Origin of the sequence: Xanthomonas campestris pv. phormiicola, from assembly GCA_025666215.1 — a bacterium.
In the GTDB taxonomy this organism is placed as follows: domain Bacteria; phylum Pseudomonadota; class Gammaproteobacteria; order Xanthomonadales; family Xanthomonadaceae; genus Xanthomonas_A; species Xanthomonas_A campestris_A.
Genome location: CP102593.1, coordinates 1,207,050 through 1,220,729, shown reverse-complemented (window position 1 = coordinate 1,220,729; position 13,680 = coordinate 1,207,050). Strand labels below are relative to the sequence as shown.

Genomic DNA, 13,680 nt, shown 5'->3' with positions numbered 1-13,680 from the left:
CGTATCGGATGCCCACAGGCGTCCAGCGCGCGCGTTGGCTGCGCGCGCCCCACAGTGGCCGCTGGCGAGCGCAGCCGTGCGGCGTCAGGGATCGAGCGCCGGCCACGACGGCGCCAGCGCGATCGGCGTGCCCGCACGTCGCGGCAGCAGCAGCACGAAGCAGATGGACGTCCCGGACGCATCCCCGGCCAGCCCGACCCAGCCGCCAAGCCGTTCGGCGATCCTGCGCACCAGATAGAGGCCGAGCCCGGCGCCGGGCGTGTTCCCCGCGTTCCCGCCACGGTAGTACTTCTGGAACAGCCGCTCGCGATCGGCAGGTTCGATGGGCTCGCCAGGATTGGCGATCTCCACGCGCAGCCCTTCGCCGCGCCCGCGCACCCGGATGCGTATCGATTCGCCCTGCGGGCAATGGCGGTCGGCATTGGCGATCAGATTGCGCAACGCGACCCGCAGCAGGCCGGCATCGGTGACCAGGCTGTCGTCGTCGGCCCGGTAGTCGCAGACCACGCGCTGCGGCGGGAAATCCCGGCACAGCTCGTCCAACAGCGCGCGCAGCGCGCAGGGCTGCAACCGCAACGGCGAACGGGTCTCGCCCATGCGGTCGTCCGCGAGGTATTCGTCCACCAGCGCCAGCAGCCGCTGCGCCGCGCTGCGGATGTTGCCGCACCGCACGCGGTTGCGTTCCGGCGGCGCCTCCAGCTTGCGCGCCAGTTGCTGCGCCGATGCCATGATGACGGCCAACGGCGTGCGGAACTCGTGCGACACCATCGCCACGAAATCGCGTTGCTCCTGCATCAGGCTGAGCTTGGTCTCCAGCGAAGCGCGCAGTTCGTCCTCCAGCGCCTGCCGCCGGCGTATCTCGCTGCGCAGTTCGGCGGTACGCACCGCCACTTCGCGCTCCAGCTTCATGCCATGCCTGCGCGCCAGTTGCGCCGCGGCATTGGCATGCCGCCGCTCGCGGATCCGCCGTTGCCGTTCGTAGCGGCCGATGATGAAAAAACTCATCAGCGTCATGTGCAGCATGGTGCCGAACGTGGTGGCGTACTGCGTCCACCCGTTCACCGGGATCGCGCCCAGGTTGCGCAGGAAGCCGAGCATCACCCCCAGGTAGAACGGGAAGAAGGCGAGCACGAAGAACAGCGCCGGCGGATAGCGCCGCCACAACAGACCCACCGCCAATACCGCCACCACCACGATCTCCAGCAAGGCCAGCGCCTGCACCGGTTGCATGCCCCAGGCGTAGTGGCCGGCAAGGACGCACGCCGCGCAGACCAGCGCGACCGTCCACAGCAGGCGCGTACTCCAGCGCACGAATCCCGGACGGAAGGCGCGCAGGTTCAACTGCCGGCTCGCGACCTGGAATCCCACCGGCAGGCTGCAGGCGATGCTGATGCCCAGCAGGCTGTCGCTCCACGCCACCGGCAATCCCGTGACCTGCTGCACCAGGCCGATCGACATCGCTTCGTTGAGCACGCATCCGCCGAGATAGAGCACGAACAGCCCGCTCATGCGCGCGCGTGTCGCGATCCAGAACAGCAGGTGCAGACAGAACAGCAGCAGATAGAAGCCGAAGTACAGGCCGAACTGCAGTCCCTCGCGCCGCGATTGATTGTCGAACGGCAGCCGCTGCCAGACATCCAGGCGGGTGACCAGGGCGTTCTTGCTCTGCAGGCGCAGCAGCAGCACGTAGTCGCCGGGACGGGAGGGCGCGAACTGGAACACCGGGCTGCGGTAGTCCACCGGCCAGTCGCGGCGGCGGACGTTTTCGCCGCTGCGCCCCAGCACGCGCCAGTCGCCATCGCCGACGCTGGCATAGGCCTGCGCATCGTCGATCACGGCGTTGCTCAATCGCAACATCCAGCCTCCCGGCGGTACACTTTCGACCCGCAGCGGCAGGCGCAACCACACGGTGCCGGAAGTGAATCCCGCATTGAGGCCGGCAGGCAACCGGGTCCAGCCGGACGCCGACGCGGCCTGGCGGGCATCCAACCGGTGTTGCGGATCGTCCAGGCGCTGCAGGTATCCGCTTGCATCGTGGTACTCGGCCGTCAGCGGCAGCGCTGCCAGCGGCGGCCGTGCCGGTTGCGCGGCCACACACGCGATCATCCCCAATCCCAGCCATGCGCCCACAAGCCAGCGAAGACAGTCCGCCATCATTTGCCATACCGCACGATCGCCAACCGATTAAGTTACAGCAAACGACGATGCACGAGGATCCGCCGCGATGGCCGAGGTGATGTTGCTGGAAGACGAACCGGTGCTGCGCGAGGAGCTCGGCGAGTTCCTGCAGGATCTCGGTTACATCGCGACCTGCGTGTCCAGCATCGGCGAGTTTCGGCAGCGATTCGATCCGCTGCGCCATGCGCTGGCGGTGATCGACGTGGGCCTGCCCGACGGCAGCGGCCTGGAGTTGATCGGCGAACTGCGCCACGCCGGACACCGATTGGGCATCGTGGTGTTCAGTGCGCACAATACCGGCAACGCGCGTATCGCCGGCCTGGACATCGGAGCCGACCACTACCTGGGCAAGGGCATCGATCTGGACGAACTGGCCGCGACGCTGGCCTCGCTCGGCCGGCGCTTGGCGCTGCAACCGCCGCCGGCGCGCTGGATCCTGGAGATGGCCGCGGCACGCCTGAACGTGCCCGATGCGCCGCCGGTTCCGCTCTCGCACCAGGACCTGCTGGTACTCGGCTGCCTGATGCGCCATGCCGGCGAAAGCGTGGGCCACCGCGAGATCGCCGAGACGCTGGGGGTGAACTTCCTCGACTACGACCGGCGGCGGCTGGACACGCAGATGTACCGGTTGCGACGGCGCGTGGAGGAGATCAGCGGGCGGCCGTTGCCGGTGAAGACGCTGCGCAACAGCGGCTACCGGTTTCATGCGCCGGCTACGTTGAAGCCTTGAGTTTGTGGTTTGTGGTGGTGTTTGCTAACAGGCTGTATTAGGGGCTACGCCGCCGTACCCTCATCCGCCCCTTCGGGGCACCTTCCCCCGAAAAGGGGCCATGGTCCCGATGGGAGAAGGGGAGCGGAACGAAAAACGCCGGCGATGCCGGCGTTGTTCGTGGATTCCTTGTGGCTGGACCTCAGTCCTGCCACTTGCCCAGTGCGGCCAGGCCGTTTTCCTTGGCGCGCTCGTAGACCACCTGCTGCGCCTTGGCGAAGTTGCCCTTCATGTCCTGCGACCACAGCTTCAGCGCGGCCTGCTGCATCGCACGGCCGTAGGAGAAGCTCAGCGGCCACGGCAGGGTGCCGATCTGGTTCATCGCATTGAGATGCGCGGTGGACTGCTCGTCGGTCTGCCCGCCGGACAGGAACACGATGCCCGGCAGGATCGCCGGCACGGTGCTCTTCAGGCACATCACGGTGGATTCGGCCACTTCCTCGACGCTGGCCTGCTCGTCGCAGTCCTTGCCGGCGATGACCATCGAGGCCTTCAGGATGGTGCCTTCCAGCACCACGTTCTGCTCGTACAGCGCGCCGAACAGCGAACGCAGCGTGGCTTCGGTGACTTCGTAGCAGGTCTCGATGTCGTGGTTGCCGTCCATCAGCACTTCCGGCTCCACCATCGGCACCAGGCCCTGCTCCTGGCACAGCGCCGCATAGCGCGCCAGCGCGTGGGCGTTGGTCTCGATGCACACGCCCGACGGGGTGTCCTCGCCGATGGTGATCACCGCGCGCCACTTGGCGAAGCGCGCGCCGAGCTTGTAGTACTCCTCCAGGCGCGCGCGCAGGCCGTCCAGGCCCTCGGTGATCAGCTCGCCCGGCATGCCGGCCAGCGGATGCGTGCCCTTGTCGACCTTGATCCCGGGAATGATGCCGTGCTCGGCCATGTACTTCGGGAACGGCACGCCGTCCCTGGTCTTCTGGCGGATGGTCTCGTCGTACAGGATCGCGCCGGAGATGTGGTCGCCCAGCTTCGGCGTGGTCAGCAGCAACTCGCGATACGCGCGGCGGTTCTCTTCGACATTCTCGATGCCGACGCTGGCGAAGCGCTTGGCGATCGTGCTGGTGGATTCGTCGATCGCGATGATGCCCTTGCCCGGGGCGACCATTGCCTGTGCGGTTTCGGCAAGCTGTTCGATGCTCATGGAATTCCTATGGCACGGGGGGAAAGCGAAAGTATATCGCGGCAAATGCCGTCCATTCCTTCACGGAATGCCTGCAACCGTTTCCACGCGGTAGACGCATACGCGACCACGCGCGCATTGCCGCACGATGACAGCGGACGGCCGCGCAGCGGCAGGCAAAAAAAAACCGCACGCTGCAGACGCGGCGCGCGGTCGTGGGCCGGCGTGGCGGCGGCGCTGCGGCTACAGCTCGCCCAGGCCGCTGGCGCGGCCGTCGGGGCCGACTTCGAGCAGGCGCAGCGTATTGGTCGCGCCATGCGTTTCCATGTGCTCGCCGCTGGTGAACACCACGCGGTCGCCGGGGCCCATGCGCTCGGCCTCGACCAGCAGGCGGATCGCCGCGCGCGCCGCTTCGCGCGGGGTCAGGCCGCGGCTGTCGAAGTTGATCGGGAACACGCCGCGCATCATCGCCATGCCGCGGCGCGCGCCGTCGTGGCGGGTGAACGCGTAGATCGGCATCTTCGAGCGGAACCGCGACAGGAAGCGCGGGGTGCCGCCGGACTCGGTCAGGGTGACCACGCCGCTCAGGCCGATGTGCTCGGACAGGAACATGGTCGCCATCGCGATCGCCTGGTCGGCGCGCTCGAGGTTGCGCTGCGCGGCCTCGAAGTCGGTGTCCATCTCGAACTGGCGCTCGGCGCCCAGGCAGATCCGCGCCATCGCCTGCACCGCCTTGACCGGGTAGGCGCCGGCGGCGGTCTCGGCCGACAGCATCACCGCGTCGGTGCCGTCGATCACCGCGTTGGCCACGTCCAGCACCTCGGCGCGGGTCGGGATCGGATTCTCGACCATCGACTGCAGCATCTGCGTGGCGGTGATAACCACCTTGTTCTGCGCCAGCGACTCGCGAATGATCTTCTTCTGCAGGCCGGGCAGCTCGGCATCGCCGATCTCCACGCCCAGGTCGCCGCGCGCGACCATCACCACGTCGCTGGCCTCGACGATCTCGCTCAGGTTCTCGATCGCCTCGGTGCGCTCGATCTTGGACACCAGCGCGGCCTCGCAGCCGTGCTCGCGGGCGATGCGGCGCGCGTCGTGCATGTCCTGCGCGTTGCGGCAGAACGACACCGCGATGAAATCCACGCCGATCTTGGCGACGATGCCGATCAGTTCCTTGTCGCGCTCGGTCAGCGCGCCCAGCGACAGGCCGCCGCCCTGCTTGTTCAGGCCCTTGCGGTCGGACAGCACGCCGTCGTTGAGCACGGTGTTGACGATGCGCGAACCGTCGACCTCGACCACCTGCAGCTGCAGCAGGCCGTCGTCGAGCAGCAGCACGTCGCCCGGCTTGACGTCGTTGGGCAGGCCCAGGTAGCTGACGCCGACCTCGTTTTCGTCGCCGGCCGGCGCGTTGGCGTCGGCAACCAGGTCGAAGCGCGCGCCGGCCTTCAGCGCCACCTTGCCGGCGGCGAAGCGCTCGATGCGGATCTTCGGGCCCGGCAGGTCGGCGAGGATGCCCACTTCGCTGCCCACGCGCTGCGCGGCGGCGCGCACTTCGGCGGCCCGCTTGGCCTGGCCGGACGGGTCGCCGTGGGAGAAATTCAGGCGCACGACGTTGACGCCGGCGCGGAACAGGTCCTCGAGCACGCCGGGCGGATCCGTGGCCGGGCCGAGGGTGGCGAGAATCTTGGTGCGGCGCTGGCGTTCGATCATGAGACGTCGTTCCCTGGAAAAGCCGTCAAAACTAGCACAGGCACCGCGATCGCAGGATGGCGAATCGGCATAGGCCGCTGCGGATTCATGCATGTCTTGCAGACAGTGCGGGACAGTATGCGGACTCGGCGGCGCGCGACCCGCGGCGCGGGCACCATGCCAGGCCAACCCGGATTCAGCTCGCTTGCGCTGCTCCCGGCCCTGTCGGGCGAAGCCGCCAACAGCCGGACAGACAGGCCACGCGGTGGCCTGGCGCTACGGCCGGCGCACGCGACGCAGGCCGGTCATCGCATCTGGAACCGGGAATGGAGGAAATGCGCGAGTGCCGCAGCGGCACCGCTTTTACGAATCCCCAATCCCAACTCCCCAATCCCCGCTGTCAAGCTGCCAAACCCGGCAACTGCGCCGGCACCTGCGCCAGCGCGCTGGCGCCGGCCTGGCGCAGCTCCGCTGCGTCGCCGAAGCCCCACAGCACGCCGATACTGCGCATGCCGTGATGGTTGGCGCCTTCGATGTCCATGCGCCGGTCGCCGATCATCACGCACTGCGCCGGCTGCAGCGACAGCCGCCGCAGGGCCTCGGCGATCAGGTCCGGCTTGAAGCGGCGCTGGCCATCGTCGCTGGCGCCGACGATCTCCTCGAACTGCGCGGCGAACGGCAGCGTCTCGACGATGCGCCGGGCGAAGCGCTCGTTCTTCGAGGTCACCACCGCGAAGCGATGGCCGGCCGCGGCCAGCGCCGCGACCGCCGCGCCGATCTCCGGGAACACGGTGTGCTCGCGCCAGCCCTGCACGTCGTAGCGCTGCCGGTACAGCGCCAGCGCCTGCTCGACCAGCGCCGGATCGTCGAACTGTTCCTGGAAGCTGTCGCGCAGCGGCGGGCCGATCCAGGCGCGCAGCGTGCCCGGTGGCGGCAGCGGCTGCCGCAGCTGCTCGAAGGTGTGCACGATGCTGCCGACGATGCCGGCCTCCGAATCGACCAGGGTGCCGTCCAGGTCGAAGAACAGGGTGCTCGCGCTCACGCGCCGCGCGCCTGCAGCGCCGCCACCGCCGGCAGGGTCTTGCCTTCCAGGAATTCCAGGAACGCGCCGCCGCCGGTGGAGATGTAGCTCACCTGCCCGGCGATGCCGTACTTGTCGACCGCGGCCAGGGTGTCGCCGCCGCCGGCGATGGAGAACGCCGGCGAGGCGGCGATGGCGCGCGCCAGGGTCTCGGTGCCATGCGCGAACGCGTCGAACTCGAACACCCCGACCGGGCCGTTCCAGACCACGGTGCCGGCCTTGGCGATCAGGTCGGCGTAGTGCGCGGCGGTCTGCGGGCCGATGTCCAGGATCAGGTCGTCGTCGGCGACCTCGGCCAGCGCCTTCACCGTCGCCTCGGCATCGGGCAGGAACTGCTTGGCCACCACCACGTCGGTGGGCAGCGGGATCGCCGCGCCGCGCGCATTGGCGTCGGCGACGATCTGGCGCGCGGTGTCGAGCAGGTCCGGCTCGCACAGCGACTTGCCGACCGGGTGGCCGGCCGCGGCGATGAAGGTGTTGGCGATGCCGCCGCCGACGATCAGCTGCTCGACCTTGTTGACCAGGTTCGACAGCAGCTCCAGCTTGGTGGAGACCTTGCTGCCGGCGACGATCGCCAGCAGCGGCTTGGCCGGGTGCTCCAGCGCCTTGGCCAGCGCGTCCAGTTCGGCCATCAGCAGCGGGCCGCCGGCCGCGATCGGGGCGAACCTGATCACGCCGTGGGTGGAGGCCTGGGCGCGGTGCGCGGTGCCGAACGCATCCATCACGAACACGTCGCACAGCGCCGCATATTTCTGCGCCAGCGCCTCGTCGTCCTTGCCCTCGCCGACGTTCATGCGGCAATTCTCCAGCAGCACGATCTGGCCCGGCTGCACCTCCACGCCGTCGACCCAATCGCGCAGCAGCGGCACCTCGGTGCCGAGCAGCGCGGTCAGCCGCGCGGCGACCGGCGCCAGCGAATCGGCCTGGGTCCACACGCCTTCCTTGGGCCGGCCCAGGTGCGAGGTCACCATCACCGCCGCGCCCTGCTCCAGCGCGTGGCGCAGCGTCGGCACCGAGGCCAGGATGCGCTGCTCGGACGTGATCTGGCCGTTGTCGTCGATCGGCACGTTGAGGTCTTGCCGGATCAGCACACGCTTGCCGGACAGGTCGAGATCGGTCATTCGCAGGATGGGCATTGTCGGTTGCTCGCTATCGTGGGGTTGCTGAGGAAGGAAGAGGCCGCGCGCAGCATGGGCGCGGCGATCGGAACGGCCGCTTCAGGCACGCTGGCGCCAGCGCGCGCGGGCGGTGCCGAGGCGGGCATTGTCCGGCGTCGGCCGCGCAGCGGCAAATCGCGACATCGCGCAGCGCGCCACCGCAGCGCAGCTGCCTGGGGCGCAGCGACATGCGCAGCGAGGCCGCCACGCCGCGACAGGCGCGTGGCGGGGGGCGGGGCCGATGCCGGTCAGCCCGCGCCGGGCGCGGCCGGCTTGCGCAACAGGCTGAAGGCGAAACCGACCACGATCAGCGCGCCGCCGACCAGCAGCGCCCACAGCAGCCAGGTCTTCCAGTCGCGCGGCGCGGCCGGCGCCTGCAGCGCGGCGGCGCCGGCCAGCGGCACCGCCGCGCCGAGCGTGGCGGTGGCCGGCTCCCATTGCGGCCCGCGTTGCGTACGCAAGGCCTGCAGCGTGGTCGCCAACGGCGCGGCCGCGCGCTGGGTGCGGGCGCTGCCGGCGGCCAGCGCGTAAGGAGGCGCGCCCTGCGCCAGGAAGATCAGCGTTTCCGGCTGGTAGCCCAGGCGCAGCGCCGGCCGCTGCTTGCCCGGATCCTGCGTGGCCAGCAGCCGCCAGTAGCGATCGCGCACCGGCTGCGCCAGCGTCTGCGGCGGCGAACGGCTGGCGCCGGCGCCGACCTGGTAGGCCACCCACGGCCCGGCCCGGTCCTGCCACGGCGCTTCGGCGTCGTCGCGGCTCTGCACGCGCCATTCGATCGCGCTGTTGCCGGGCAGCGCGATGTCCAGCTGCGCGACCGGATAGCGGCCGGGCGATGCGAAGTCGAAGCTGTGCTGCGCCGGATCGGCGTGCAGCGCATCCAGTTGCTGCCAATGCCAGTCGGCGGCGACGGGCGCCGGCGCCAGTTCGGCGTCCACCCCGGTCAGTGTCGGCAGCGGTGGCGACGACAACGGCAGCAGCCGCAGGTAGCGCACCCGGCGATCGATGGCGATGCGCAATTGCTGCAGGCGCTTGCCCTGGTTGGCCAGGTCGACCAGGGTCGCCTCCGGCACCAGCAGTTCCCAGTCGCGCAGATCGTCGCTGGCCTCGACCCGGTAGCGCGCCTGCCGCGGCTGCGCATCGGCGGCCCACTGCAGCGACAGCGCGCGCAACGGCTCGCGCAGCGCGCTGGCATCGATCAACCACCCCGCTTCGGCACTGGCCGTGGCGCTGCTGGCAATGCGGGTGCGGATGCGGCGCACGCTGCCGTCGGTATCGCGCTCGGCGATCAGTTCCAGGTTGTCGGCACCGCCACCGGCCACGGCCGGCAGCGGGAACCAGGGCAGCGGCTGCCGGCGCGGCGTGGTCTCGGCCAGTTCGGCCGCGAACAGGGCCGCCGGCAGCGGGTCGCCGGCCGCGTTGAACACCTCCACGTCGCCCAGCGAGGCGAGGTGGGCGCTGCGGTACACCGCATCGTCGAGCTGCACGCGGTAGGCGCCGGCGTCCGGATCCTGCAGGGTCAGCGGCCATTGCTGCACGTAGTCGTCGCGCTGGCTGGCGGCGGAGGCCGCCACCGGCAGCAGCGCCAGCAGTACTGCCGGAAAGATCAGGCGTTTCATGGATGGGCCTCCTCGGCCGGTTCGGTGGCGCGCGGCGGTGCCGGCGCGAAATAGCCGACCACGGTGCACAGCAGGCCGTAGGCGATGAACGAGGCGATGCCGGCGACATTGCCGAGGTTGCCGCGATCCACCAGCAGCAGCTTGCCCAGCACCACCGCCATCAGCAGCGCGCCGGCCAGCCACAGGCCGCGCTGGCCGCGGCGCGAGCCGAGCACCCAGCCGAGCACGCCGAGCACGCTCCACACCACGGTCAGACTGGTCTGCGCCACACCGGCGGACAACAGCGACGCCCACGGCACCGGCGCCCAGTAATGCACCGCATGCAGGGTCACGCTGGTGATCCACAGGAATCCGGTAGCGGCCAGCAGTTGCAGGCGCTGGGTGCGCAGCAGCGCCGGCGCGGTCGCCGACCACAGCCAGCGCGCGGCCAGCGCCACCGCCAGCAACTGGCTCAGTTCCAGCGGATTGAGCAGCGGCACCCACGGCAGCGGCGCGCTGGCGCCGGGCACGCACAGCGTCCACAGCCAGGCCAGGCCGAGCAGGCCGAAATAGCTGCCCTGCAGCGCCGTGCGGCAGCGGTCGAAGTCCGCCCCCAGCGGCGCGGCCAGCCACGGCCAGCGCAGCAACGACAACGCCGCCGCGGCCAGCCATGGCGCCAGCAGCAACGCCCACTGCCAGCCCTCGGCCAGGGCGAAGCGCTGCGCCAGCCAGAGGCCGAGCAAGGACAGCACCGACGGCCACACCAGCCACCAGGCGAATTGCGCCGCCCGCGCCACCCAGCCGCCGCTGCCGCGCAGGCAGATCAGGCTGCGCACGCCGAGCACCGCGAACAGGGTCCAGGCCCAGGCGCCATGCCCGGCGAACGGCTGGCCGTGCGCGTCCGCCTGCAGCACCGCCAGCGGCAACGCGAGCAGCAGCCCGCCGAGCGTGGTCGCGGCCAGCGCGCGCGCCGGCCAGCGGCGCTGCGCCTCGGCGGCCAGCCAGCCGCTGAGCGCGACAAACGCCAGCAGCAGGTCGGCCTGCGCCGCGGCCGCGACGAAGCGTTCGATCTCGGCAATGCAAATGCCGCACCACCACGCCAGGCCCCACAGGTAATAAGCCAAGGCCGGGGTGTCGGCGCCGGCACGGCGATAGCTCCAGGCGCTGGCGAGGCCGGCCAGGGCCAGCAGCGCACCGCTCATGAAGGTGGCATTGGCCACCGCCTGGGCGTCGTGCCAGGCCATGTCCAGCCCCAGCACGAAGCCGATCGCCGCGGCCAATTGCAGGCCGGCGCCGGTGAACTGCGGCAGCCAGCGCTGCTGGCGCAGTCCCAGCCACACCAGCGCCGCGCCTTCCAGCGCGAAGATGCTGGCGGTGGCGCGCGCGGACAGCGCCAGCGGCACCGCCAGCGTGGCGAAGCCCACCGCCAGCAGCGCATAGGCCTGGCCGAGCACCGCGAAGCGTTCGCGCCGGATCAGCGCCGCGGCCAGCAGCGCATACACCGCCGCCAGGCCCAGCGCGCACAGCGCCAGCGGCAGGCCTTCGCCGCGCAGCAACCCGGCCTGCAGCGAGAACGCCACCAGCGGCGTGCCGAACACCAGGCTGCCGTCGATCAGGTTGCCGCGCGTGGCCGGCTGGCGCCGCGCGTACAGGATCGGGATCAGCAGATAGAAGGCGAAGAACAGCAGCAGGAACGGCTCGGTGCTGGCGAACTTCGCCGGCTGGTACTGCAGCACGCCCCATAGCGTGCCGATGCCGAAGGTGAAGCCGAACCCGAGCAGGTTGAGCACCCGCCACGGCCGATACCAGGCGATCGCGAACACCGCCGCGTTCAACACCGCGTAATAGGAGAACAGCCCGACATGGTTGCCGCTGCCGGTGGACAGCCAGATCGGCGCCAGGAACCCGGCCAGCGTGGCCAATACCGCCAGCGTGCGCGATTCCTGCACGACCGCCAGCACGCACATGCTGGCCACCAGCACGATGCTCAGCGCGAACGCGGCGCTGGCCGGAATCAGCCCGGACAGCTTGAACGCGGCGAACACCGTCAGCAGCAACACACCGATCGCGCCGCCCTGCAACGCCAGCGCGAAGCTGCGCTTGCGTTCGCGCTGGCGCCAGCCGAAGCCCAGGCCCGCCAGCGCAGTTGCGGCGATGCCGGCATAGCGCAGCTGGATCGGCATGCGCAGCCAGCCCTGGTCGCCGGCGTATTTCAGCAGCGCGGCGACGCCGGCCAGCAGCACCAGCATGCCGATCTTGACCGGCACGTTGCCTTCGGTGAACCAGCGCTTGGTGCCGGCCAGCAGCCGCTCGATCGGATCCGGACCGCGCGGTGCCGGCGGCAGTGGCGCGGCGACGGGATCCGCTGCCGCGTTCGCCATGGCGCTCGGCGCGAGGAACGGTGGCGGAAGCGGCGGCGGCGTGGGCGCTACCGAAGCGACAAAGGCGGCCACGGCGGACGGACGTTCCTCGGCAACACCGCCGTCGGCGAACCGCGCATCGCGCTCGCCATCGTTCTCGAAGTCGGCATCGGTGTCATCGACCTCGCCGGCCGCGTCGAATCGGGCCGCGGTGGACACCGCCTGCGGCGCGGCGCCATGCAGTTGCGCCAGCTGCAGTTCCAGCGCCGCCACGCGCCGGCGCACGCCTGCCAGGGCCACCAGCATCACGATCATCAGGATCGGCACCGCCAATACCGCCACCACCACCAACACGATCAACCCTTCCATCCGGACTCCATGCCCAAGCCGGCACGGCGCTGGGCGGCGTACCAATGGTCCGGCGGCGCCGGTCCTGGGGCAGATGGTAGACGAGTTCGGCCGCGCCGGCGGCGGCGCAAGCCAGGCGCGGCAACGCATCGCAGCGAATGGAGCCGCCAGAATCGGCGCTAAAGCCGATGCATTTGCGGCCGTTACCCCCCTTATCCCACGTTGCGTCCGCTGTTCCCTCCCCTCCCACCGACAGCACCAATGAACCTGCCAGCCCAACCCACCGAAGCAGGCATCGACGACCATATCCGTTCCGTGGTCGGCCTGTCCGACCAACTGCTCGGACAGCTGCGCGGTTCGTTGCAGCGCATCGACGAGATCAACCGCACCACCCACGTGATCTCGATGAATGCACGCATCGAATCGGCCCGGATCGGCCAGGCCGGACGCGGCTTCAGCGTCATCGCGCAGGAAATGGACGTGCTGTCGCGGCGCGTGGCCGATGCCACCCAGGATCTGGACAAGGTCGCCGCCGGCACCAGCGCCGACATGCGCCACACCTTGCAGCGGCTGGAGGACGACGTGCGCCGCACGCGCCTGAGCGAACTGGCGCTGAGCAACATCGACCTGATCGACCGCAACCTCTACGAACGCAGCTGCGACGTGCGCTGGTGGGCGACCGACGCGGCCATCGTCGCCGCCGCGCGCCCTGGCCGCGGCGGCGACGAACTCGCCTACGCGTCGCGGCGCATGGGCCAGATCCTGGATTCGTACACCGTGTACTTCGACCTGGTGCTGGCCGGTACCGACGGCCGCATCCTCGCCAACGGCCGGCCGCAGCAGTACGCCTCGGCCGGCAGCGACGTCTCCGCGCAGGCCTGGTTCGAAGACGCCACGCGTACCCGCAGCGGCGAGGAATTCGGCTTCCAGGACGTGCACGCCAGCGCCCTGGCCGACGGCGAACGCGTGCTGGTGTACTCGTGCACGGTGCGCGACGGCGGCCGCGTCGACGGGCGCGTGCTGGGCGTGCTCGGCATCGTGTTCCGCTGGGACGCGCTGGCGCAGACGGTGGTGCAACGCACGCCGCTGTCGGAGCAGGAATGGGGCCGCAGCCGGGTGTGCATCGTCGACCAACGCGGCCAGGTGCTGGCCGATTCGGCCGGGCGCATGCTGCAGGAGCGGATCGAATTCCCCGGCCGCGACGCGTTGTTCAAGCAACCGCGCGGCGCGCTGCTGGGCGATCTCGACGGACGCCCGCACTGCATCGCGCATGCGGCCTCGCCCGGCTACGAAACCTACCGCACCGGCTGGCATTCGCTGATTTTGCAGGCGCTGTAGCGGCCGGCGCATGGCCGGCATGCAGCCACAAAAAAGCCCGGG

The 13,680-nt window shown here is 70.3% G+C and carries 9 protein-coding genes; 2 read left to right on the top strand and 7 right to left on the bottom strand.

Annotated elements, in window-relative coordinates; genetic code table 11:
- Positions 1-84: 84 nt before the first annotated feature.
- A complete protein-coding gene (locus NRY95_04985; GenBank protein UYC17322.1) occupies positions 85-2,106 on the bottom strand; it encodes a sensor histidine kinase in 2,022 nt (673 codons plus the stop codon).
- Between the two features lie 118 nt (positions 2,107-2,224).
- Between NRY95_04985 and NRY95_04980 the strand changes: the two genes are divergently transcribed.
- Positions 2,225-2,908 carry a response regulator transcription factor gene (locus NRY95_04980; protein ID UYC17321.1) on the top strand — a complete coding sequence of 228 codons (684 nt, stop codon included), beginning with the start codon at positions 2,225-2,227 and terminating at the stop codon, positions 2,906-2,908.
- Between the two features lie 181 nt (positions 2,909-3,089).
- Here the strand turns inward: NRY95_04980 and NRY95_04975 are convergent, their stop codons facing one another.
- The 6 genes from NRY95_04975 to NRY95_04950 all read right to left on the bottom strand — a co-directional run bounded on the left by NRY95_04975 (position 3,090) and on the right by NRY95_04950 (position 12,321).
- Positions 3,090-4,094, bottom strand: a complete 1,005-nt coding sequence (locus tag NRY95_04975; GenBank protein UYC17320.1) for a fructose-bisphosphate aldolase class I — start codon at positions 4,092-4,094, stop codon at positions 3,090-3,092.
- Positions 4,095-4,316: 222 nt separating this feature from the next.
- Positions 4,317-5,783 carry a pyruvate kinase gene (pyk, locus tag NRY95_04970; GenBank protein ID UYC17319.1) on the bottom strand — a complete coding sequence of 489 codons (1,467 nt, stop codon included), beginning with the start codon at positions 5,781-5,783 and terminating at the stop codon, positions 4,317-4,319.
- 379 nt (positions 5,784-6,162) lie between these two features.
- Positions 6,163-6,804: an HAD-IA family hydrolase gene (locus tag NRY95_04965; GenBank protein ID UYC17318.1), complete on the bottom strand. Its 642-nt coding sequence runs from the start codon at positions 6,802-6,804 to the stop codon at positions 6,163-6,165.
- A complete protein-coding gene (locus NRY95_04960; GenBank protein ID UYC17317.1) occupies positions 6,801-7,979 on the bottom strand; it encodes a phosphoglycerate kinase in 1,179 nt (392 codons plus the stop codon). The genes NRY95_04965 and NRY95_04960 overlap by 4 nt, the downstream gene beginning before the upstream one ends.
- A 269-nt stretch (positions 7,980-8,248) precedes the next feature.
- On the bottom strand, positions 8,249-9,613 hold the full coding sequence (locus tag NRY95_04955; protein ID UYC17316.1) for a DUF3999 domain-containing protein: 1,365 nt from the start codon (positions 9,611-9,613) through the stop codon (positions 8,249-8,251).
- A complete protein-coding gene (locus NRY95_04950; GenBank protein ID UYC17315.1) occupies positions 9,610-12,321 on the bottom strand; it encodes a DUF2339 domain-containing protein in 2,712 nt (903 codons plus the stop codon). Before NRY95_04950 ends, NRY95_04955 begins: the two co-directional genes overlap by 4 nt.
- A 240-nt stretch (positions 12,322-12,561) precedes the next feature.
- On the opposite strand from NRY95_04950, the gene NRY95_04945 reads away from it, so the two are divergent.
- Positions 12,562-13,638 carry a cache domain-containing protein gene (locus NRY95_04945; GenBank protein ID UYC17314.1) on the top strand — a complete coding sequence of 359 codons (1,077 nt, stop codon included), beginning with the start codon at positions 12,562-12,564 and terminating at the stop codon, positions 13,636-13,638.
- Positions 13,639-13,680: the final 42 nt, after the last annotated feature.

Bases quoted from the DNA above. Each gene is read 5' to 3' on its own strand.
- NRY95_04985 (UYC17322.1), bottom strand. From the start codon at position 2,106: ATGATCGCGTGTGTGGCCGCGCAACCGGCACGGCCGCCGCTGGCAGCG.
- NRY95_04980 (UYC17321.1), top strand. From the start codon at position 2,225: ATGGCCGAGGTGATGTTGCTGGAAGACGAACCGGTGCTGCGCGAGGAG.
- NRY95_04975 (UYC17320.1), bottom strand. From the start codon at position 4,094: ATGAGCATCGAACAGCTTGCCGAAACCGCACAGGCAATGGTCGCCCCG.
- pyk (UYC17319.1), bottom strand. From the start codon at position 5,783: ATGATCGAACGCCAGCGCCGCACCAAGATTCTCGCCACCCTCGGCCCG.
- NRY95_04960 (UYC17317.1), bottom strand. From the start codon at position 7,979: ATGCCCATCCTGCGAATGACCGATCTCGACCTGTCCGGCAAGCGTGTG.
- NRY95_04955 (UYC17316.1), bottom strand. From the start codon at position 9,613: ATGAAACGCCTGATCTTTCCGGCAGTACTGCTGGCGCTGCTGCCGGTG.
- NRY95_04950 (UYC17315.1), bottom strand. From the start codon at position 12,321: ATGGAAGGGTTGATCGTGTTGGTGGTGGTGGCGGTATTGGCGGTGCCG.
- NRY95_04945 (UYC17314.1), top strand. From the start codon at position 12,562: ATGAACCTGCCAGCCCAACCCACCGAAGCAGGCATCGACGACCATATC.